The sequence below is a fragment of the Kutzneria sp. NPDC051319 genome (genome assembly GCF_040682195.1).
Classification (GTDB): domain Bacteria; phylum Actinomycetota; class Actinomycetes; order Mycobacteriales; family Pseudonocardiaceae; genus Kutzneria.
Map to the genome: position 1 here is coordinate 39,672 of NZ_JBFBAM010000028.1, position 21,114 is coordinate 60,785.

Sequence of the window (21,114 nt, forward strand, 5' to 3'; positions counted from 1 at the left end):
TTGCGTGCCAGCACTGATGTGCGTGGCGACCCGCCGCGGGAGTGTCGTCGCCATGAACCTGAGCACTGAGGTTGAGCGACTCTTCACCCCGGCCCGACGGCCCGGGCGAGTCGGGGCCGAGGTCGAGCTGATCCCGGTGACCGACACCGCCTCGCCCCGTCCGGTCGACCCTCGCGTGCTGGCCGCCGGATTCGACCCGGCCTTCGTGGCCACGGCCGTGCCGAGCTTCGAGCCGGGCGGCCAGCTGGAGCTCAGCCCGGCCCCACGGCCGAGCGTCGACGCCCTGGTCGGAGACCTGCGCGCGATGCTGCGTCGGGCCACCGAGCTCGCGTCCGCCCGTGGCATCCGGCTGGAGACCGTGGGCGTCAACTCGTACCACGGCAGCGCAGAAGTCCCGCTGCGTGCGCCATCGCCGCGCTACCTCGCGATGCAGGAGGCGTTCGACGAAATCGGCCCGGCCGGCCGTCGGATGATGCGGCTCACCGCCTCCCTCCAGATCGCAGTGGACCTGCTGCCCGGGCTGGCCGGACGGGAGCAGTGGCTGGTGGCCACCCTCGCCGGACCGCCCCTCGCCGCCGCCTTCGACACCTCCGACGGCGAGCGCACCCGTATCTGGCAGGGCGTGGACCTGCGCCGCACCGGCTACGACGGCCGGCACTTCGACATCGCCGACCCGGTCGGGGCGTATCAGGCGTTCGCGACGGCGGCGCCTCGGCTGCCGATCCCGGAGACCGCCGACCCCGGCTACCACCTGTCGACTCTGTTCCCGCCGGTGCGGCCGCGCGGCGGCTACCTCGAGATCCGCTACCTGGACGCCCAACCGCTGTGGCGGGTCGGCGACGCGATCGCCACCGTCACGACGCTGCTGTGCGACACGCGGGCCCGGCGCGCGGCGCTCGACCTGCTGGTGCCCCGGGCCGCTGATCAGGATCGGGCCTGGAGCGAGGCCGCGGCCGGCCACTCGCCGGAGAGCAGGGAGCTCCTGTCGATCGCCGGCTCGACGCTGGCCGTCGGGGGCGTGTCATGAAGATCGTGTTCGTCGCCGACCCGCTCGAGTCGTTGGATCCGTCGATCGACACCACGGTCGGCCTGATGCACGCGGCGCAGGACCGCGGCGCGGAGGTCTGGATCACCGAGGCCCGGCGGCTGGAGGTGGTGAACGGCCGGCCCCGCGCCCTTGCCCGCCAGGTCCGGCTCGCGCCGTCGAAGCCGGTGTCCGGCCACCGCTGGTCGGTGCCGGACGCGTGGTTCGAGGCGGGCGCGCCGAAGCACCTCCGGCTGGACGACGCGGACGCGGTGTTCATCCGCACAGAGCCGCCGGTCGACGAGACCTACACGAATGCCTTGCTGGTCTTGGACCTTGTCGACCCGAGGCGCACGGCGATGGTCAACGACCCGCGCGGCATCCGGGTGTGTAGCGAGCACGTCATGCCACTGAGCTTCCCCGACCTCATCCCGCCGACCGCGCTCACCGCCGATCCGGCCACCATCCGCGGCTTCCTGACCGAGCACGGGGACGCCGTCGTCAAACCGGTCGACGGCTTCGCCGGCCGCGGTGTGCTGCGGCTGAGCCGGCACGACCCGAACCTCGCCTCGCTGCTGGAGATTTCCACCGACAACGGCGCCCGCGCGGTGCTCGTCCAGCGCTACCTGCGCGAGGTCGGGGCCGGCAACAAGCGGGTCTTCGTGGTCGGCGGCGAGCCGGTCGGGGCGGTCCACCGCTACCCGGCGGCCGGCGACTTCCGGATCGGCAACCCGACCGTCGAGGCGCCGATCACCGTGCGGGACAAGGAAATCTGTGCGCGGCTGGCCCCGCACCTCGACCGCTACGGCATCCGCCTCGCCGGTCTCGACGTGATCGGGCCGTACCTCATCGAAGTCAACGTCACCAGCGTCGGCGCGCTGCGCAAGGCCGACGCCCTGCTCGGCTGGACGCTCTGCGCCGACCTGCTCGACAGCGTGCTCGCCACGCCCAACCGAAGGAGAAAGTCATGACCACCGCCATCATCTGCACCGCGATCCTCGCTGCACTGGTGTTCCTGCTCGGCTTCAACGTGTCCCGGCTCCGCGGCGTCACCGCCAAGGCCAACGGCTCGCAGATGCCGAGCGATCCGGCCAGCCCGCTGCTCATCGCGATCAGAGCCCACGGCAACGCGGCCGAGTACGTGCCGACGATGATCGTCCTGTTCCTGCTCGTCGGGCTGCACAGCCCGGCGTGGCTCGCCATCACGCTGATCGTCGGCGGCACGCTGTCCCGCCTGATCCACGCCTTCGGCATGCTGACCGCGCCGAGCCTCGCCGACCAGACCCCGTGGCGTCTCATCGGCGCCATGGGGACCTACGTCTTCGGGGTCGCGCTGGCCGTCGCAACAGCGTTCACGTTGTGATGACCGGGCATCCGGCCATCGCGGCCCTGAAGGCGCCGGGGCTGCGCCGGTACCTCGCCGGCCAGCTCCCGTCGGTCGCCTGCTCGTGGGCACAGGTCGTGGCGCTGTCGTGGGTGGTCGTCGAACGGGATCCGGAGGCCCTGGGCTGGCTGGTGGCATGGCAGTTCGCTCCCAGCCTGCTGCTCGGACCGTGGTTCGGCACGCTGGCCGACCGGCACGACCGCAAGCGCCTGTTGATCCTCGCCGAGACCGGCCTCGGCCTGGTCGCCCTCGGCTACACCCTCGCGGCCGGCGCCGGAGTCCTCGATCTGCCACTGATCTACCTCCTGGCCGCCGCATGGGGAGTGATCAACGCGCTGGACACCCCAGCCCGCCGCGCCCTGGTGCCGATGCTGGCGCCCGCCGAGGCAGCGGCCGGGGCGTCCGCGTTGAGCGGCACCGTGATGCTGGTCGGCATGACCGCCGGCTCGGCGCTCGGCGCGGTGTTGGTCACGACGGTCGGCGTGACGGCCACCTTCGCCGCCAACGCCGCGTCCTTCCTCGGCGACGCCTTGCTGCTGGCGACGATCCGGGTCGGTCCGTCACCACGGATCCGCCGGGCCGGCGGGCAGATCCGGGACGGGCTGCGTCACGTGTGGCGCACACCCGCACTGCGGGCGCCCCTGCTCGCCCTGGCCGTCGTCGCCACCCTCGGCTTCACCGTTCAGGTGTCGGTGCCGATCTTCGTCCGGGTCTCGTTGTCCGGCGGTCCCGCGCTCGTCGGCGCCGCCTTCACCGCCGTCACCGTGGGCAGCCTGGTCGGCGCACTCGTTGCCACCGCCCGCGGCGAACCCGGCCCGCACGCCCTCACCCGCGTGGCCGGCTTGATGGCCGCTGCCCTGGTCCTCACCGCCGCGTCTACTTCCGTGCCGATCGCGCTGGTCGGACTGGCCGGCGTCGGCCTCGCCTGGTCGTTGTTCATCGCCTTCGTGCTCGCCGTCCTGCAACGCTGCGAACCCGCCATGACCGGGCGTGTCATGTCGCTGTTCGCCGTTGTCCTGCTCGGCGGCACCGCCGCCGGCGCCCCGCTGACCGCCACCCTGATCGCCCTGACCGGCCCCCGCACCGCACTCGCCGTCAGCGCCGTCGCGACCGTTGGGGCCGTCCTGCTCGGTCTCGCACTCCGCCGACCCCGTCGCATGGCACTGTGGTGATCGTCAGCAGTTGTTCGACACCGTTGTTCGATCACGCCCCAGGAGGCACGTCCATGCCGTTCGTCCAGGTTTCCCTCGCCGCCGGCCGGACGCCGGAGCAGATCCGCGCCCTGATCAGCGAGGTCACCGCCGCCGTCGCCCGCGCCGTGGACGCGCCGGTCAGCAACGTCCGAGTCGTCGTCACCGAGGTGCAGCCGTCCCACTGGGCCGCCGGCGACGTGACGTTGGAGGAGCGGGCCAGGGGTTAGTTCGAGGTCGCTTCGTCCAGCAGACGAGGAGATTCGGCCCCGAAGTCGACCCAAGCGGGGTCCGCTCGACGTCAGGGCTGAACGGCGCGGGACGTTCCGCCCCGGCCGGCTGATGCGCGCTGCCGCTTCACCAGGTCCATTGTGGACGCTGTCGGCGTTGTTGATCCTCTGCGGCGTCAGGATTTCATTCGGGCACCCTGGCGATGTCCGGCTGCTCCGGGCCGTGCGGGATGTCGAAGGTGCCCTCGCCGGTGCGCAGCAGGCGCAGCACCACCCCGGCCGCGTACTCGGCGCTGTGCACGACCGCGCCCGGCCGGGGCGGCACACCGTCCTTGAAGATGCCGTCGCCGAACTCGGTCGCGGTCATCGACGGCAGCAGCAGCGACACCGCGATCCCGTCCGCCGCCAGCTCCTCCCGCAGCACCGAGCTGATCATGTTCACCGCCGCCTTGCTCGCCGCGTACGCCCCGATGCCGGTCGCGACCCGGCGGGTGGTGCCCGAGCTGACGTTCACGATCCGCCCGAAGCCCCGCTCCCGCATGGCCGGCAGCACGGCCTGGGTCACCTCGATCAGGCTGACCACGTTGAGGTCGAGCACCTTCCGGTACTCGGCGGCGTCCACGTCGGCGATCGGTCCCTGGAGGCCGACGCCCGCGTTGTTCACGAGGCCGTCGATCCTCCCGTGCCGCTCCAGCGCTGCCGCGACCAGATCGCGCACCTGTCCCGCCTCGGTTACGTCCGTGGCTACCGCCAGCGCCCCGCCGAGCTCCTCGCTCAACGCGGCCAGCCGATCCGCCCGCCGTGCCGCCAGCACCGGAAACGCCCCGGCGGCATGCAGCAGTCGCGCCGTGGACTCCCCGATCCCGGACGACGCACCCGTGACGATCACCGTTCGCCCGGCCAGCTCCATCAGTTCCGTCATGATCAACCTCTACCAGAATGTTCAGGTCCCGTCCTGGGCAGGCTGCTGGCAGGTGGCCGGCTCGGCGTCGGGCGTCCAGGGGCTCAGGCCGACCTTGCCGGTGTTGCCGAGGTCGATGGGCCCGTCGGCCTTGCGGGTCTGCCAGGGCTGACCCGTCGCGGGCGCGATGTCGAAGTAGGTGCCGCTGGTTGCTTCGACGGTCGCGTCGGTCACGGTGTTCTTCCACACCACGGCCGCGCCGGCCTGCTGGCCCGGCGCCAGGGTGAAGGTCGTCGGCGAGTGCTGCAGACTCGGCACCTGAGCCACCGAATCGGCGCCCTCGGCCACCGTGACGTCGATGGGCTTGCGGTCCTCGTCCAGCACCCGCAGCGCGGGGTAGCCGGTCACCGTCAACGGCGCGTTGCCGCAGTTGGCGAGGTGGATGGGCAGCGCCCGCAGTCCCGTCGCCGCATCGGTCCTGCCCAGGGAGATCAGCGGCCCGTGCGGCCGCTCCGCGGTGGTGGTCGTCGGCTGGGGCGTCGGCGCGGGGGCGGCGGAGCAGCCCACCATCAGGGTGCCGGTGCCGAGCAGGAGCAAGTGCCGGAGCTTCACACCAACAACTCTGCCATGCCTGGCGGAGTGGTCGGGTCCGAGCGATCGGTCACGCCACGAGCAGAACCACCTTGCCCGTGGTGCGGCGGGCGGTGAGATCGGCGAAGGCCCGACCGGCCTCGACGAGCGGGTAGCGGGAGGCGGTGAGGGGACGGAGGCGGCCCTGCGCGGTGAGTCCGAGCAGTTCGACGAGCGGCTCGCGGTAGCCGAACGGGAGGCCGAGGGCGGGACGGAGCCAGAAACCGGAGACGGAGAGGTTGCGCTCGGCGAGAGCTCCGGGGTCGATGGAGGGGCGGCCCTGGTGCGCGGCGTCGCCGTAGCTGACCAGGCGGCCGAACTGGGCCAGCGCGTCGAGTCCGGCGGTGATGGCGGGGCCGCCGTTGGCATCGAGGACGACATCGACGCCCTGGTCGCCGTTGGCCTGACGGATCCGGTCGGCGTAACCGCCGGGGGCGCTGTCGACGGTCGCGTCGGCGCCGAGATCGAGGGCCAGCCGGCGTTTGTCCGAAGTGGACGCGGCGGCGATGACCCGACCGGCGCCGAATTCCCGGGCCAGCTGAACGGCCAGGGAGCCGACGCCACCGGCGGCGGCATTGACGGCAACGGATTCGCCGTCACGCAGGCGGGCGGAGCCGCGAAGAAGGTGCCAGGCGGTGAGGCCCTGCACCAGCAGCGCGAGTGCCTGCTCATCGCTCACGCCGTCGGGCACCTCCACCGCGGAGTCGGCCGGAACCAGCGCCTGCTCGGCGAAACCACCGCCACCGAAGGACAGCCCGACCACGCGGCGGCCGTCCGCGGTATGGCCGACAACCTCGGAGCCGGGCACGAAAGGCAGCTCGACGGCGGGGGAGTAGGTGCCGGCTATCCTTGACACGTCGGCAAAGTTGACGCCGGCAGCGGTGACGGCGACCAGCAGCCGGCCCTCGGTGGGCACGGGGGCGTCGACCTCCGCCACCTTCAGTGCCTCCGGGCCGCCATGCCGCGTGACCTGAATTGCCCGCATGTCAGCGTGTTCCCCGTTCCGGAGTCATCAGTTCGCGCGGCCGGACGCGTTGGGCGTGAGGACCGACGGCGCCGTCGCCGTCGATCTCGATGGCGAGATGCAGTCCGGGGTTCACCATGATCCGACCGTACGTCGCGCCGGAGTGCGTCGTCCGGGACGTCCACTGCGTGGGAAGGGGTGACCGCGCATTGACGGTTGACCGTGGTGGCCGTCCATGATGGCCCGGTGACACGTTCCGACGAAGCGTCGATCGCCCTTGCGCGGCAAGAAGAATCGGTGTCCGACAGATTTCCGTCGGACACCGATCTTCTCGCTGCGCGGCTGGTGCCGCTGCGGCGGCCCGGCCAGTGGGTGTCGGCCGCGGTGGTCGTCGTGCTGGTGGCCATGGTGGTGCACACGCTGTTCACCAACCCGCGCTTCCAATGGCCGATCGTCTGGCGGTACTTCACCACCGCCCCGATCATGAACGGCCTGGTGCTGACGCTGTGGCTGACGGCGGCGGTGATGATCTGCGGGTATCTGCTCGGTGTGGTGCTCGCGGTCATGCGACTGTCCCGCAACCCCGTGCTGCGCCTGGTGAGTTTCGGCTACGTGTGGCTGATCCGGTCGGTGCCGCCGTTGGTGCAGCTGCTGTTCTGGTACGAGCTCGCGTCGCTGTATCCCGAGCTCTCACTGGGGATTCCGTTCGGGCCGGCGTTCGTCACGGTGAAGACGGCGCACCTGTTCACCGGTGTGCTGGCCGCGTTCGTCGGCCTCACCCTGGACGTGGCGGCCTTCTCGTCGGAGATCATCCGTGGCGGCATCCTTTCTGTGGAGCACGGCCAGGTCGAGGCGGCGCAGGCACTCGGCCTGGGGCCGCTGCGGATCTTCCGCCGGGTGGTGCTGCCGCAGGCCATGCCGGCGATCGTGCCGGCGTCGGGCAACATGCTGATCTCCATGCTCAAGGCCACGTCCATCGTGAGCGTGATCGCCGTGCAGGACCTGCTGTACTCGGTGCAGCTGATCTACAACCAGAACTTCCTGATCATCCCGCTGCTGCTGGTGGCGACGATCTGGTACGTCCTGCTCACCACCGTGCTGTCGGTCGGGCAGTACTACGTCGAGCGGTTCTACGCGCGCGGCAGCCGCCGGGGCGGTTCGCGCGGCCTGTGGGCCGTCACGCGCTCGAACATCCCGCTGTTCCGGAACCTGGCCGGCATCTCATGACACCGCCGCTGGTGCGCATTCGCGGGCTGCGCAAGAGTTTCGGCTCGAACGTCGTGGTGGACGACGTCGAGCTGGACGTCCGCGAGGGCGAGGTGGCGGTGCTGCTCGGCCCGTCCGGCGCCGGCAAGAGCACGCTGCTGCGGTGCGTCAACCACCTGGAGAAGCCGGACGCCGGCTTCGTCGAGGTCGGCGGCGAGATCATCGGCTACCGCTACGCGCACCGACGCCTGCACGAGCTGCGGCCGTCGGCGATCACCCGGCAGCGGTCCCGGATCGGCATGGTGTTCCAGCAGTTCAACCTGTTCCCGCATCTGACCGTGCTGGACAACGTCGTCGAAGGTCCGCTGGCCGCCGGCCGACTGTCCAAAAAGGAGGCGACCGGCCGGGCCGAGGAGCTGTTGGCGCGGGTCGGGCTGGCCGGGCGCGCGCAGGCCTATCCACGGCAGCTGTCCGGCGGCCAGCAGCAGCGCGTCGCCATCGCGCGGGCGCTGGCCATGGAGCCGCGCCTGATGCTGTTCGACGAGCCGACCAGCGCGCTCGACCCGGAGCTGGTCGGCGAGGTCCTCGGCGTCATGAAGGACCTGGCGGCCAGCGGCATGACAATGCTTGTTGTCACGCATGAGATCGGCTTCGCCCGCGAGGTCGCCGACACCGTGGTGTTCCTCGACGGCGGCCGGATCGTCGAGTCGGGGCCGCCGGCCGAGGTCTTCGCCCATCCACGCCATGACCGGGCGCGGGTGTTCCTGTCCGCCGTGCTGTAGGAGAAGGGCTTCTTCGTGTTCAGATCGGGTGTTCTCGGGGTTTCGCTGGCGGCGCTCGCGGTGGTCCTGACGGCGTGTGGATCGGCCACCGCCGAAGATCCGGCCGCAGCGACCTCGCCGGTGACGTACCCGACGCAGGACGTCGTGTCGTCCCTGTCGGTGGATGCGGCCCTGCACGCCGAGCTGCCGCCGTCGACGACGTCCCTCACGCTGGGCACGACGTTGTCGCCCGGCACCGCCGGCCTGCCCCACGGCGGCACCGTGAACGGCAAGAACGTCGGCCTCGACGTGGACCTGCGTGACGCCGTGGCCAAGGTCCTCGGCATCACCTGGACCGTGCAGAACGGGACCTTCGAGACGATCATTCCCGGCGTGCAGAACGGCAAGTACGACGTGGGCCAGGACAACTTCGGCGTCACGGCCGCCCGCGAGAAGGTCGTCGACTTCGCCACCTACCTGTCCGACGGCCAGTCCTTCCTCGGCCCGGCCGACCGTGGCCCGGCCGGCGTCAAGACGCTCCAGGACCTGTGCGGCCTCACTGTCGCCACCAGCCCGGGCTCCACGTTCCAGCAGATCCTCACGAGTGGCGCCGACAAGTGCGCCGCGGCCGGCAAGAAGCCCTACTCCGTGCAGCTCTTCTCCGACACCGCGCCCATCTGGCTCGGCCTGGCCAACGGCAAGGTCGACGTCTACTTCGGACCGACGCTGAGCCTCAAGTACGACGAGACCCATGTGCCCGACACGAAGTTCCTCGGCCAGTTCAGCTCGACGCCCGTCGGCTTCGTGACCGGCAAGGGATCCCCGGTGGCCAAGGCGGTAAGCGATGCCGTCAACAAGCTGATCGCCACCGGCGACTACGCGAAGATCCTGGGCAAGTGGGGCGTGGACAGCTCCGGCATCACCCGGTCCGCGGTCAACCCGACGCCGACTTTGTGACCACTCCACCCTGCTCGCCGGCGGCTCGGAGGGCAAGGCTGTCGACGGAGAACCTGGGCGCCGACTCGGCGAAGATCCCGGTGGTCATGCGGGGATCCTCTCAGGCAAAGGTCGCCTCGCGGTATCGAAAGTCGCGGTGCCGTCGTCGGCGGTAGATGCGATCATGAAGCCATGAGCGCGGGGGAATGGCACAGCACCGAAGACGTCCTCGAGTTTCTGGCCCACACGGGCGATTTCCTGCGGTCGCGGCCGGCACTGCACAACACGCCGTTGACCTCGGTGGAGAAGCTCCGGCTCAGCGGCCGGCCCGGCCGCCTGGGCTGGCTGGTGCAGGACGGTGAGGTCCGAGCCGCCTACCTCCACGGACCCGTGACGCATCGCGTGAACCTCACCCCGCTGACACCCGACCAGGCCGACAGCGTGGCCGACCACCTGGCCGGCCGCGAGGTTGTCGCCGTGACCGCGGACCACGACACCTCGACGGCGTTTGCCGAGGCCTGGCAACGGAAAACCGGCGCGGCGGCGGAGCCGACCGTGCGGATTCGGCTGTACCGGCTCGGCACGCTCACCCCGCCCGATCCGTTCCCCGAAGGCCGCGGCCGGGTCCTGCAACCGGCCGACCACGAGGATCTCGTGCGCTGGTGCGGCGAGTTCCTCGACGCCGTAGCGGAAGCCCCGGCCCCCACCTGGGCGGAATCCCGCTTCGCCGACAAGACTTTCACCTTCTGGGAGACCCCGGACGGCACGCCGGTCTCCATCGCCGGCAACACGCCGATGGTCGCCGGCATGGTCCGCGTCGACCCCGTCTACACCCCGGCCCACCTGCGCGGTCGGGGCTACGCGGCCGCCGCCACGGTCGAGGTGAGCCGGGCCGCGCTGGCCGCAGGGGCGACAGACGTCGTCCTGTACGCGAATCCGTCCAACCCCACCAGCAATGCCCTCTATCAGCGGCTCGGCTACGTGCCGATCAGCGAGTTCACGGTGTACGCCTTCACTGCCCCGGAAATGCGTGCCACGGTGTGACGTTGTCGATGTAGACCACGGCGTCGTAGGACGCCTCGATGGGCTGGGCCGCGCCGCCGTTGATGACGTGCGTGAAGGACACCGGCGTGCTGCGCAGATCGGTGAGGTGCAGCGGAAGACCGAAGGTGGAGAGCACGCCGTCGAGGGTGTGGGGTTCGAACGGCCCCACCTTCTCGGTGAACTGCTCGACGTGGCCGGGCGGGCCGTCCAGCAGCGGGCGGTGCAGCTGAAGGGTTCCGCCGCCGAAGGCGGAGCCGATGACCACGAGGTCGGGGCCGAGGGCGGCGGCGAGGTTCTGGCCGAGCGTGGTCAGCTTGTCGTTGATGACCGGCGGCGCCCACAGCGGACTGCGCTGGATGTGCCCGTTGTGCGCGGTGACCACGACGCGGTCCTCACGGCGCAGGATCCACTCGACCGTCTCGGCCATGGCGAGGTCGCGCATGTTGGCGCCGGGATAGGTGCGAGTCGCGCCGTCGGATATGGCGGCCATGAAGGCGTCCGTGTGGCGGGCCATGGTCGCGCAGTGCAGCGCCTTCTCGACCCGGTCCGGCGAGGCTTGGGCGGCGTAGTCGACGCGCATGGCGTGTAGGCGCTCGGCGAAGGACCCGACGCGGGCGGTGATCTCGTGCCGTCGGGAGGGCTCCAGCGCCATGTAGGCCTGAAGGGCCGGCGCCACCCAGGCGTGGCCGGTGCGGTCGGTGGGCAGGTAGTCGAACAGGGGGAGCAGCGTGGACCGGACCACCTCGGCGTAGCTGGGATCCACCTCGTCCAGCAGCGGCAGGCAAGCCTCGATGGCCGGCACGGTGCTGCCGCTGGAGCCGGAGATGTCCATGCCGTAGAAGCGAATCCCGTTGGCTCGCATCCAGCGCAGGTGATCGCGCATCTCGGCGCAGCGGCCGAAACGGTAGGTGATGCCGTCGTGCAGGACCTCGTCGCCGGCCGTCGGCTCGTTGACGGCGAGGCCCTCGGCGAAGCCGGACTCCATGGTGAAGGCGCTGAATCCCAACTCCCGCGCCAGGAAGCGGGTCAGGCGGTGGCGCAGTCGGTAGAACTCGTGGACCCGGTGCGCGCTCTCGCCGATGGCCACCACCCGGGCGTCGCCCACGATGTCCCGGAGCGGTTCCAGGTCGCTGAAGTCCTCGTCATCGGGGTCAAGGGTGCGAAGTGCGTGCGGCATGCGTCAACCGTAAGTTGACGCATGAGAGTTGTCAACGAACGGTTGACGAGCCGTGAACCGCCACCAAGCCCGGGAGCGTGGCCGGGGATGGGAGACCTGCCAGAAGGCGACGGCCAGGGAGCCGGCGGCCGCGACGACTTGGCGGGCGCCGCCGAGCAGCCGGCTGCCGTCGACCGGATCCGGGTCGGCATGGCCCGTCAGGCGGCCGAGGACGAGCGCCGGGCCGACCTCGGTCGGCCGACTTCGTCTGAGTTAGCTGCTGGTCAGCACGGTCTGGCGGGCCAGGGTGACCTGGACCGGGCCGCGGTGGCAGTCGGGGCAGAGGGTCTCCGCGGCGGCCGGGGCCTCGCACGGCAGGCCACCACGGGAGTAGAAGGAGCGGATATTGCCCTCGGAGTCGGTGATGAGCACGGCCTGGTAGCTGTCCGTGGTGTTGGAACCGCAGCGGATGCACAGGAATCGGTACTGCTCGACGACACGCTCGGAGAACATCCGCCCCATCTCCTTCAGCTCGGGAACCGCCGCCCGTAACAATTGTACGCTGCAACAGTTGCTGTGGACATGGATTGTTGACCAGGCGGGTCGCCCATCCCAGGGTGGGACGACACCGCCTCCACCCACCCGTCGACGCCGAGCACCGCTCCGTGATGACGACGGCCATCGGGAGCGTCCTGCCCACGACCTTGGCCTTCGACATGACGGCCCGACCCGGGGTCCACAGTGGACCCGCCGTCGTTGTGGCCCACGGCGCCGGGACGAACCGGTATCATCCCGGCGTGAGCAGCGAGTTCGACGACCAGGACGACATCGCCGACGACCTCGGGGACGAGCTGGCGTCGGAGCAGGACGACGGTCCCCGCGCGCTGCCCCGGGGGATTCGGCCGCTGCTGGTGCTGGGCAAGATCCGGCAGATCATCGAGGTGTTCGCGCCGGACCGGCCGGAGCTGACGTTCCTGGAGATCCGCAAGGCCACCGGGCTGCCGGCCAGCACGTGCCAGCGGCTGGTGGCCAACATGGTGGCGGAGCAGTTCCTGGACCGGCACGGCGACCGCTACCGGATCGGCCTGCGGTTCGGCTACTGGGCCTCGCCGGCCGGCGCCGGCATGGACGTCAGCGAGGTGGTGCGCCCGGCCCTGGAGTGGCTGCGGGACGCCACCGGCGAGACCTCGTGCCTGTACCGGCGGGAGGGCGACGTCCGCGTCTGCGTGGCGATGGCGGAGACCTATCACGCCATTCGCCGGGAGATGTACGTCGGCAAGCTCATGCCGCTGCACGCCGGCTCGGCCAGCCGCGTCCTCCTGGCCTGGGACGAGTCCACAGTGGACGAAGTCCTGGACCGCCCGCTGGAGCGGTTCACCTCCACCACCGTCACCGACGCCGCCCTACTCCGCGCCCTCCTCGCCCAGACCCGCCAGCAGGGCTACGCCTCGACGTTCGAGGAACGCGACCCCGGCGCGGCCTCCGTGTCCGCCCCGGTCTTCGGCCCCGGCCGTGTGCTGGTCGGCGCCCTGGGCATCAGCGGCCCCACCATGCGGATCTCCACCCAGCAGAGCGCCGAGTGGGCCCCCTTGGTCGTCCGCGCCGCCCAGCAGGCCACCCAGCTCCTCGGCGGTCAGTAGGCGCTGAGCTCGATGGTCACATGGTCGAGCCGCACCGCGTACTCCCGAGCGCCCACGGATGGCTGCCCGGCGACCGGGTGGCGCCCTCGGCGGCGCGGCTGCGTGACGGCTCGCCCAAGGCCGAGACAAGGGCCGAACCGCGAGCCACGAGCCGTTGGAAGATCGACGGCGTGAGCCAGTTCGGCCGCAGCGCGTAGAGGATGTCCTCCAGGGCGGTGTTGCCGCTCGCCCCAGGCGCGAAGGGACAGCCGCCGAGCCCGCCGAGCGAGGCGTCGACGGCGACCGCGCCGGCGTTGATGGCGGCAACGGTGTTGGCCACGCCCAAACCCCAGGTGTCGTGGCCGTGGAACCACACCTCGCCGCCCACCGCGGCGGTGAGGCTGGAGACCTGCGCGGGCACGGCCTGCCCGATGGTGTCGCACAGCACCACGCTGTCCACCCCGGCCGCCCGGGCGTCCGTCACCACGGCCAGCACGGCATCCTCGGGCGTCTGACCCTCGAACGGACACGTGAACGCCGTGGCCAGCGCCAGCTGCACCGGAACGCCGAGCGTGACGGCCTCGGCCAGGCCGTCGAGGCTCTGCCCGACGTCGCAGCCGACGTTGGCCTTGTTGTGCGAAGGGGAAACGGACAGCACGTACTGGATCCGACGCACCCCGGCCTCGACCGCCAGCCTAGCGCCCTTCGCATTCGGCACGAGAACCCAGCAGCGATCCAGCTCGGAAGCATCAAGCGCCGCAACGACATCCAGGGTGTCGGCCATCGCCGGCACGCGCCGGACAACGGCCCCGACCTCCAGCGCGGGCAACCCACAGGAAAGAAGGAAGCGCGCGAGGGAGATCTTCTCCGCGGTGGGCAACACGGCGGACACCAGCTGCAACCCGTCCCGCAACGTCACATCCCGCACCACGACGTCGTTCACAGCACCTCCTCGGCGTAGAGATCGTCGATCTGGTCGTCGGTGAAATCGAGCAGCCCGGCCAGCACGTCACGGGTGTGGGCCCCGAGATCCGGCCCCAGGGAACGGACCCGGGTCGTCTTGTCGTCAATCCTCGGCACCACACCGGGAAATCCGATAGGGGTGGTCATCCCGGGCACGTCGAGCTGCTGCACCATGCCCCGGGCCAGGTACTGGGGATCGCGGGCGATGTCGGCGGCTTGGTAGATCCGCCCGGCCGGCACGCCGGCCTTCTCCAGCGTGCACAGCACGTACGAGATGTCGTGCCGCCGGGTCCACTGTCCGATGGCGAAGTCGATCTCGTCCCGGCGAGCCCAGCGGCCGTCATTGGTGGCCAGCAAGGGATCCGACGCCAGATCCGGGCGCTCGATCACGTCCATGAACCGCCGGAAGATCGAGTCCCCGTTGCCCGCGATGATCACCGTGCCGTCGGCGCAGGCGTAGGCGTTGCTCGGGGCGACGCCCTCCATCCGCCCGCCGAGCCGTTCCCGCTGCACTCCGTACGCCTCGAAATCCGGTAGCAACGACTCGGTCAGGCTGAACACGGCCTCGTGCAACGCGACGTCCACGGCCCCGCCTTCCCGGCGCAGCAGGCACATCAACGCCCCGATCACGGCGTACAGCCCGGCTACGGAGTCGGCAAGACTGACGCCCGTGCGCGCCGGCAGCCGATCGGGCTCCCCGGTCAGCTCCCGCAGGCCGCCGACGGCCTCGGCGATCGCGCCGAAGCCCGGACGGTCGCGATAGGGGCCGTTCTGTCCGTACGCGGAGATCCGCACCAGCACGATGTCCGGCCGCACGGCCCGCAGCTCGTCCGGCCCGAGCCCCCAGCGCTCCAGCGTGCCGGGGCGGAAGTTCTCCAGCACGACGTCGCAGTGCGAGGCCAGGTCCAGCGCGATCTTGCGGCCGGCGTCGCTGCGCAGGTCGAGCGTCACGGACCGCTTGCCGCGGTTGATGGTCCGGTACAGCAGCGAGGTGTCGCCCTCGACCAGACGCCAGCGCCGCAGCTCGTCGCCGCCGGCCGGCCGCTCCACCTTGATCACGTCGGCGCCGAAGTCGGCCAGCAGCCGGCCGGCCGTCGGCGCCGCGATGTAGTTGCCCAGCTCCAGCACCCGGATCCCGCTCATCGGCCGCTTGCCCACGACTACCTCCTCAACCACAATGCGGTGCACTCACCACAATGAAGGTACTCCCGGTGTCACAACCCTGAACTGTCGCCTCAATCACGCCCGCACGTGCCCCGACTCGAACGGCCCATGCGGACCGCATGGGCCGTTGGGAGGCCAGTCTGACGCGCACTGACAGCGGGCGGGGTGTCCAGGGGGTGGGACCGCACTTGTTGTCGTATGTGAAGAGGTTTACCGTGCTCCATCACTGGGTGGCCAAGTAATCACATCGTGGTGGTTGGAGGCGTGGATTCGATGCTCGACGAACGTTCGACCCGGTCACGGGTGGCCCAGCGGCTGGACGAGTTGCCGGTCACCCGGACGCACCTGAGGGTGGTCCTCGCGGTCGGCCTCGGCCTGTTCTTCGACATGTACGAGGTGTTCCTCGCCGGCACCGTGAGCACGGCCCTGACCTCGAAGTTCGGCCTGTCCGGCACCGGACTGGCACTGGTGCTGGCCTCGGCCTTCCTGGGCATGTTCGTCGGCGCGTTCTTCGTGTCGCGGCTGGCCGACCGCCTCGGCCGCCGCCGGCTGTTCCTGTTCTCCCTGCTCTGGTACTCGCTGTTCTCCCTGCTCGGCGCCTTCAGTCCGAACGCCGCGACGGTCGTGGCCTGCCGCTTCCTGGCCGGCATCGGTGTGGGCGCCGAGTACCCCGTCTCCGACGCGTACCTCAGCGACGTCCTGCCCGCCGGCTCCCGCGGCCGGCTCGCGGCGTGGGCGTACACCTGCTCCTTCCTGGCCGTGCCGGCGCTGGGCTTCCTGAGCCTCGGCCTGGCCACGCAGTCCCCGCTGGGCATCGACGGCTGGCGCTGGCTGCTGGCCATCGGCGCCGTCGGCGCGATCGGCGTGCTGGTGCTGCGGCGCCGTCTGCCGGAGTCGCCGCGCTGGCTGGAGTCGGCCGGCCGTCACGACGAGGCGGAGCGCGCCCTCAAGGAGTTCACGCAGGCCAAGCCGCTGCGCCGGCAGCCGAGCCCGTCCCCGTTCACGGCGACGACGCCGTCCGGGGAGGCCAAGAAGCCGCTGACCACCGCCGCGCTGGCCAAGCAGCCCTACCGCGGTCGGATGCTCATGCTCGGCGCGTTCCACCTGTTGCAGACCTTCGGCTACTACGGTTTCGGCACGCTGGCCGTGCTGGTGCTGGCCTCGCGCGGCTTCACCGTGCAGCATTCCCTGCTCTACACGGCGTTGTCGTTCCTCGGCTACCCGATCGGCTCGCTGCTGTCGGTGCCGCTGATCCACCGGATCGAACGCAAGTTCCTGGTGATCGGCTCGGTGCTCGGAATGGCCGTGGTCGGCATCCTGTTCGCCACGGCCGGCTCGCCCGCACTGATCGTCATCGCGGGCTTCGCGTTCACGGCCATCAGCAACGTCTTCTCCAACGCCTACCACATCTATCAGGCCGAGATCTTCCCCACGGAGCTGCGCGCCTCGGCCACCGGCTGGACGTACTCGCTGTCCCGCCTGGCCACGGGCGCGATGCCGTTCCTGCTGCTGCCACTGCTGAACAACGGGGGTTCGACCGTCGTGTTCACGGTGGTGGCCGCGGCGCTGGTGCTCGTGGCGGTGGACGTCGCGGTGCTCGGCCCCTGCACCTCGGGGCGGTCGGTGGAAGCGATCAATCCTCGCTGAGGTGTGGTAAACGGACAGGGTGCAGATCCGGGTGCTGGGCACGGTCGAAGCCCAGGTTGGCGACGAGCTCGTGGCGCTCGGACCGCGACAGCGGCGGCTGGTGCTCGGCGTCCTGGCCTGGGAGGCCAACCGGCTGGTCCCGATCGACCGGCTGGTCGGCCTGGTCTGGCCCGAGTCCCCGCCGCGCTCGGCCTCGCACGCCGTCCGGGTGGCCGTCTCCGACCTGCGGTCCCGGCTGCCGGTGGAGATCGAGACGCACGGAACCGGTTATCTCCTGCGCTGCGACCCGATGCGCATCGACGTGCACCGGTTCCTGGCCCTGATCGCTCAGGCCCGGAAGACAGCCGACGACCGGGCACGGCTGGAGGTGCTGGACGAGGCGCTGGGCCTGTGGCGGGGCCCGGTCATGGCCGACGTGGCCTCGGACCGGACGCGGGACACGCTCGCTTCCGGCGTCGAGGAGACGCGGCTGGTCGCCGTCGAGGATCGGGTGGACGCCCTGCTCGGGTTGGGCGGGCACCGGGACGTCGTCGAGGAGCTGCTCGGCCTCGTCGACGCCCACCCGACCCGGGAACGGCTGGTGGGGCAGCTGATGCTGGCGCTGTACCGAGGCGGTCGGGCCGGGCCGGCGCTGGACGTCTTCCACCGCACCAGGGCCTATCTGGCCGAGGAGCTGGGCATCGATCCCGGTGCCGAGCTGCGGCGGCTGGAGCTGGCCATCCTGCGTAACGACGAGAAGCTGGAGCACCGCCTCGTCGAGCCGGACGCCCCGACGCTGGTCGGCCGCCGGCCGGAGTTGGCCCTGCTGACCGAGTGGCAGGCCAAGGCGTTGTCGGGCCGACCGACGGTGGTGCTGTTGGAAGGCGCCGCCGGCATCGGCAAAAGCTCGCTCCTGGACGAGTTCGGGCGTGGCATCAGGGTGTTGCGGGGTCAGGGCGTGGCCGAGGAGGGTGCGCCGGCGTACTGGCCGTGGCGGCAGATCTTCCGGCAGTGGCTGGCCGAGACCGAGCCGACCGTGGCCGCCGAGGTGTTGGGCGACTCCGGCGACCGGATCGCCCGCATCGTGCCGGAGATCCGGCGGTCGGACGTCGCCGGCGAGCCGACCGCCGAGGAGCGGTTCGCGCTCTTCGACGAGGTGACGGCGCTGATCACCAGGATCGCCGCCGGCGGGCTGGTGATCGTCGTCGACGACCTGCACTGGGCCGATCCCGCTTCCTTGCTGCTGTTCAGCCACCTCGCCCGTGGTGTCGTCGGGGCCCCGTTGATGCTGGTCGGCGCCTTTCGCCCGTACGAGCTGCGGCAGACACCGCGCGGCGGGGAGACGCTGGCGGAGATCACCCGGCTCCCCGGGGCCAGTCGGCTGGAGCTGTCGGGGCTGTCGGTGGACGAGGTCGGCCAGCAGCTGACCGCCGAGCTCGGGCGGCCGTGCGATCCGCACGAGGTGGCCACAGTGGCCCACCGCACCGGCGGAAACCCTTTGTTCGTCCGGGAAATCGGCCGGCTCCGGCGCACGGACCCGAAGGCCCCGATCACCGAGGTGCCCACCGGCGCCCGGGACGCGATCCGGCAGTACCTGAGCGTCCTGTCGCCGTCCTGCCGCACGCTGCTGAGCGCGGCTTCCGTGCTGTCGGTGGAGATCGACCCCGTCTCGCTGGCCGCCGTCTCCGGATCGTCCATCGAGGACGCCTTGGACGCCTTGGCCGAAGCCGTTGCCGCGTCAGTGGTGTTGCCGGGCTTCCGCTTCGCGCACGACCTCGTGCGGGACAGCCTGATGCTCGATCTCACGCCCGTCGACCGGGCCCGGATCCATCTCCGTGCGGCCGAGCACTTCGACGGCCTGGCCCAGATCGCGCATCACCGCCTGGCGGCGCTGCCGCTGGGCGATCCCGATGCGGCCGCGCTGGCCGCTTCCCGTGCCGCCGAGCAGGCGTTGAGCCAGTTCGCGTACGAGGAGGCCGCGCGGCTGTTCGACCAGGCGCTGGCGGCGCTCGGCCGGCCGGACGGCGACCTGTTGATCGGCAAGGCCACCGCCCAGTACCTGTCGAACGCCATCGAGCTGGCTCAACGGACCAGTGAGCAGGCGGCCGAACTGGCGCGGCGCACAGGCGATCCGATCGGACTCGCGCGGGCCGCGCTCGTGATGCCCGAACAGGCCGACCCCCTGTGGTTGCCCACGATCAAGCCGTGGTGTGAGCAGGCGCTGGCCGAGCTCCCGGCCGAGGACAGCGTGCTGCGGTCGAGACTGCTGGCGATGCGCGCGGTCATCGAGGTCACGGACTACGCCGCGGATGAGGCCATGCGCACCAGCAGCGCCGCGCTGGCCATGGCCGAACGGCTCGACGACCCCACCACCCTGATCGAAGCCCTGCGGGCGCACAAGCACGCCCACTCCGGTCCCGGCGGCGCCGTCGTACGGCTCGAACTCGGCAGCCGGGCCGTGGCGCTGAGCGCCCGGGCCGGTGACGCGGCGGCGTGCTGGGGGCACCTGTGGCGGTACGACGCGTTCATGCAGCTCGGCCGCGTGCACGAGGCCGAAGGCGAGCTCGACCTGTGCGAGCGAGTGGCCACGCGGCTCAACTGGCAGCTGGTGCGCTGGCACCTGAGCCTCGGCCGGGCCGCGATCGCCCACGGACGGGGCCGGTTCGCCGAGGCCAACGCCCTGCTCGACCGGGCGAGCCGGCTGGCCGAGCGCGGCAACAACCCACACGCCCATGCCGGCACCGAGATCACCCGGGCCTACTACACCGCCTCCATCAGCACCGAGGTCGGCGACGCCGTGGCTGCCATCACCCGTGGCTTCGGCTCGTCGCTGATGGCCCGGTTCACACTGGCCAACCTCTACGGCATGATCGGCGACCTCGACCGGGCGCGGGAGCAGTTCGACACCTGGCCGCCGATCGCCGAGGCCCAGGTGCAGGAGTGGTACCGGCTCTCTGTCTACGGCTCCTACGCCCAGGTGGGCGCCGCCCTCGGCGACACAACGGCCTGCGCCGAGGCGTACGAGCGCCTGCTGCCGTATGCCGCGCTGCATATGACCACCGGCTCCAACGCCGTGATCACCGGCGGGTCCGTGCACCTCTACCTCGGCCTCGCCGCCGCTTGCTGCGGCTGGACGTCCGTTGCCGTCGACCACTTCCGTGCCGCCAACGCTTCCAACGCCGCGGCCGGCCTCGCGCCGCGTGTCGCCGGGGGGCACTACCAGCTCGCCCTGTTGCTCCCTCGGGCCGAGGCGTTGCCCCATGCTCGCGAGGCCAACGCCATCGCCGCGCGCCTCGGCATGCCCCGCCTGGCCGCACTTGCCCAGGAGCCACTCCAATGACCGACTTGCTCGACGTTGCCTCCGCCGTTCTGCCCGGTCAGTCCCTCCACGGCGCTTTTGTGGCCCACGGCGGCTCGCACAGCGCCGTGGTGATCCCCGACGTGGCCGTCGTGCGTATCGCCCGCAAGCCGACCGCTGTCTCGTTGTTGCCGCGGCGTACGGAGTTGTTGCGGCGTTTGAACTCCATGGACCTGCCGTTCGCCGTGCCCGTTCCGTTGACCGAGGTGGTCGAAGTGGACGGCCACACCGTCGTCGTCCTGTCCTGGCTTCCCGGTTCTGGGCTTCCGCGCGGCACGGCCGTCGACCCCGCCGAGCTCGTTCGCCTGCTCGATGCCTTGCGCGGCATCGACTTGGCCCTCTTGGACGGCCTCCTCGGCGAACCGCACGAGTACGCCGGCGGCTCCCGTTGGCCCTCGCTCATGCTGGACGAGGTCGTCCCTCGCCTGCCCGCAGACGTGCGCTCCGACGCCCGTCGCCGCATCGAGGACGCCCTTACCTTGCCTGCCGTGACGCCTTCGTTGGTGCACAACGACCTTGCCGGCGACAACATGCACTGGTCCGCCGATCACCGCCTGGTCGGCGTGCTCGACTGGGACCTCGCCCAGCCCTTCGACCCGGCCACCGACGCCGCCTGCCTCGCCTGGTACGGCTGGGAAACCGTCGCCTCGGCAGTCCCGGCCGACACCCTGCGCCGGGCCCACACCTGGTACCGCACCTTCGGCCTCGAACAGGTCGCCTTCGCCGTCCTCAACGGCGAGCCCGAGGATTCCGTCGCCCAGCGCTGCGCCACCGCCGCCGCATGGCTCCGCCGCACCGCGAAATTCCCTTCGCCCTCGTGACGGCCCACCCGCTACGGTTCCGCCGAACCCAGGGAGGCAGTCATGGACCGCTACGAGTTCGAGGTGCCGTTTTGAGCCGACCAGCAAGCGCCGCCGGGGGTTCCCTCTAGCGAGGCCCGGGTCAAACGCGGCTCCCG

At 71.1% G+C, this 21,114-nt stretch carries 20 protein-coding genes; 13 read left to right on the forward strand and 7 right to left on the reverse strand.

Features of this window, described 5'->3' with window-relative positions; genetic code table 11:
- Nucleotides 1–52: 52 nt before the first annotated feature.
- From AB0M73_RS26020 to AB0M73_RS26040, 5 genes are read left to right on the forward strand one after another with little or no spacing between them, the layout of a single operon-like run.
- Entirely contained in the window at nt 53–1,027 is a 975-nt protein-coding gene (locus tag AB0M73_RS26020; protein WP_363895188.1) for a glutamate-cysteine ligase family protein, read from the forward strand.
- Nucleotides 1,024–1,995 (forward strand): glutathione synthase, encoded by a 972-nt coding sequence (gshB, locus tag AB0M73_RS26025; RefSeq protein ID WP_363895191.1) that lies wholly within the window; start codon nt 1,024–1,026, stop codon nt 1,993–1,995. Before AB0M73_RS26020 ends, gshB begins: the two co-directional genes overlap by 4 nt.
- Nucleotides 1,992–2,387, forward strand: a complete 396-nt coding sequence (locus AB0M73_RS26030; protein ID WP_363895194.1) for an MAPEG family protein — start codon at nt 1,992–1,994, stop codon at nt 2,385–2,387. The genes gshB and AB0M73_RS26030 overlap by 4 nt, the downstream gene beginning before the upstream one ends.
- Nucleotides 2,387–3,580: an MFS transporter gene (locus AB0M73_RS26035; RefSeq protein ID WP_363895197.1), complete on the forward strand. Its 1,194-nt coding sequence runs from the start codon at nt 2,387–2,389 to the stop codon at nt 3,578–3,580. The genes AB0M73_RS26030 and AB0M73_RS26035 overlap by 1 nt, the downstream gene beginning before the upstream one ends.
- A gap of 53 nt (nt 3,581–3,633) precedes the next feature.
- Nucleotides 3,634–3,828, forward strand: a complete 195-nt coding sequence (locus tag AB0M73_RS26040; protein WP_043727863.1) for a 2-hydroxymuconate tautomerase — start codon at nt 3,634–3,636, stop codon at nt 3,826–3,828.
- Between the two features lie 184 nt (nt 3,829–4,012).
- Here the strand turns inward: AB0M73_RS26040 and AB0M73_RS26045 are convergent, their stop codons facing one another.
- The 3 genes from AB0M73_RS26045 to AB0M73_RS26055 are packed head-to-tail and all read right to left on the reverse strand — an operon-like array spanning nt 4,013 to nt 6,344.
- Nucleotides 4,013–4,750: an SDR family oxidoreductase gene (locus AB0M73_RS26045; protein WP_363895200.1), complete on the reverse strand. Its 738-nt coding sequence runs from the start codon at nt 4,748–4,750 to the stop codon at nt 4,013–4,015.
- A 21-nt stretch (nt 4,751–4,771) separates the two neighbouring features.
- Nucleotides 4,772–5,341 carry a DUF4232 domain-containing protein gene (locus AB0M73_RS26050; protein ID WP_363895203.1) on the reverse strand — a complete coding sequence of 190 codons (570 nt, stop codon included), beginning with the start codon at nt 5,339–5,341 and terminating at the stop codon, nt 4,772–4,774.
- A gap of 49 nt (nt 5,342–5,390) precedes the next feature.
- The gene (locus AB0M73_RS26055; protein ID WP_363895206.1) at nt 5,391–6,344 is read right to left on the reverse strand and encodes an NADPH:quinone oxidoreductase family protein; all 954 of its coding nucleotides are present in this window, start codon (nt 6,342–6,344) and stop codon (nt 5,391–5,393) included.
- A 276-nt stretch (nt 6,345–6,620) separates the two neighbouring features.
- Here AB0M73_RS26055 and AB0M73_RS26060 point away from each other — a divergent pair, with 276 nt between their 5' ends.
- The 4 genes from AB0M73_RS26060 to AB0M73_RS26075 all read left to right on the forward strand — a co-directional run bounded on the left by AB0M73_RS26060 (nt 6,621) and on the right by AB0M73_RS26075 (nt 10,270).
- Nucleotides 6,621–7,550, forward strand: a complete 930-nt coding sequence (locus tag AB0M73_RS26060; protein WP_363895209.1) for an amino acid ABC transporter permease — start codon at nt 6,621–6,623, stop codon at nt 7,548–7,550.
- Nucleotides 7,547–8,311 (forward strand): amino acid ABC transporter ATP-binding protein, encoded by a 765-nt coding sequence (locus tag AB0M73_RS26065; RefSeq protein ID WP_363895212.1) that lies wholly within the window; start codon nt 7,547–7,549, stop codon nt 8,309–8,311. Before AB0M73_RS26060 ends, AB0M73_RS26065 begins: the two co-directional genes overlap by 4 nt.
- Nucleotides 8,312–8,326: 15 nt before the next feature.
- The gene (locus tag AB0M73_RS26070; RefSeq protein ID WP_363895215.1) at nt 8,327–9,247 is read left to right on the forward strand and encodes a transporter substrate-binding domain-containing protein; all 921 of its coding nucleotides are present in this window, start codon (nt 8,327–8,329) and stop codon (nt 9,245–9,247) included.
- A 171-nt stretch (nt 9,248–9,418) separates the two neighbouring features.
- Complete coding sequence (locus AB0M73_RS26075) at nt 9,419–10,270, forward strand: GNAT family N-acetyltransferase (RefSeq protein WP_363895218.1); 852 nt, start codon at nt 9,419–9,421, stop codon at nt 10,268–10,270.
- Here the strand turns inward: AB0M73_RS26075 and AB0M73_RS26080 are convergent.
- Both AB0M73_RS26080 and AB0M73_RS26085 read right to left on the reverse strand, forming a co-directional pair.
- A complete protein-coding gene (locus tag AB0M73_RS26080; protein ID WP_363895221.1) occupies nt 10,239–11,447 on the reverse strand; it encodes an erythromycin esterase family protein in 1,209 nt (402 codons plus the stop codon). The genes AB0M73_RS26075 and AB0M73_RS26080 overlap by 32 nt on opposite strands.
- 252 nt (nt 11,448–11,699) lie before the next feature.
- Nucleotides 11,700–11,939, reverse strand: coding sequence for a hypothetical protein (locus AB0M73_RS26085; protein ID WP_363895224.1), 240 nt, complete (start codon nt 11,937–11,939; stop codon nt 11,700–11,702).
- Between the two features lie 284 nt (nt 11,940–12,223).
- Here AB0M73_RS26085 and AB0M73_RS26090 point away from each other — a divergent pair, with 284 nt between their 5' ends.
- Nucleotides 12,224–13,066 carry an IclR family transcriptional regulator gene (locus tag AB0M73_RS26090; RefSeq protein ID WP_363895227.1) on the forward strand — a complete coding sequence of 281 codons (843 nt, stop codon included), beginning with the start codon at nt 12,224–12,226 and terminating at the stop codon, nt 13,064–13,066.
- A 16-nt stretch (nt 13,067–13,082) separates the two neighbouring features.
- On the opposite strand, the gene AB0M73_RS26095 is transcribed toward AB0M73_RS26090, so the two are convergent.
- Both AB0M73_RS26095 and AB0M73_RS26100 read right to left on the reverse strand, forming a co-directional pair.
- On the reverse strand, nt 13,083–13,988 hold the full coding sequence (locus tag AB0M73_RS26095) for a hydroxymethylglutaryl-CoA lyase (RefSeq protein ID WP_363895230.1): 906 nt from the start codon (nt 13,986–13,988) through the stop codon (nt 13,083–13,085).
- Nucleotides 13,985–15,151, reverse strand: a complete 1,167-nt coding sequence (locus AB0M73_RS26100) for a CoA transferase (protein WP_363895385.1) — start codon at nt 15,149–15,151, stop codon at nt 13,985–13,987. The genes AB0M73_RS26095 and AB0M73_RS26100 overlap by 4 nt, the downstream gene beginning before the upstream one ends.
- Nucleotides 15,152–15,445: 294 nt before the next feature.
- Between AB0M73_RS26100 and AB0M73_RS26105 the strand changes: the two genes are divergently transcribed.
- From AB0M73_RS26105 to AB0M73_RS26115, 3 genes are read left to right on the forward strand one after another with little or no spacing between them, the layout of a single operon-like run.
- A complete protein-coding gene (locus AB0M73_RS26105; protein ID WP_363895233.1) occupies nt 15,446–16,819 on the forward strand; it encodes an MFS transporter in 1,374 nt (457 codons plus the stop codon).
- Between the two features lie 19 nt (nt 16,820–16,838).
- Entirely contained in the window at nt 16,839–20,138 is a 3,300-nt protein-coding gene (locus tag AB0M73_RS26110; protein WP_363895236.1) for a BTAD domain-containing putative transcriptional regulator, read from the forward strand.
- Nucleotides 20,135–20,977, forward strand: coding sequence for an aminoglycoside phosphotransferase family protein (locus AB0M73_RS26115; RefSeq protein WP_363895239.1), 843 nt, complete (start codon nt 20,135–20,137; stop codon nt 20,975–20,977). Before AB0M73_RS26110 ends, AB0M73_RS26115 begins: the two co-directional genes overlap by 4 nt.
- Nucleotides 20,978–21,114 lie beyond the last annotated feature (137 nt).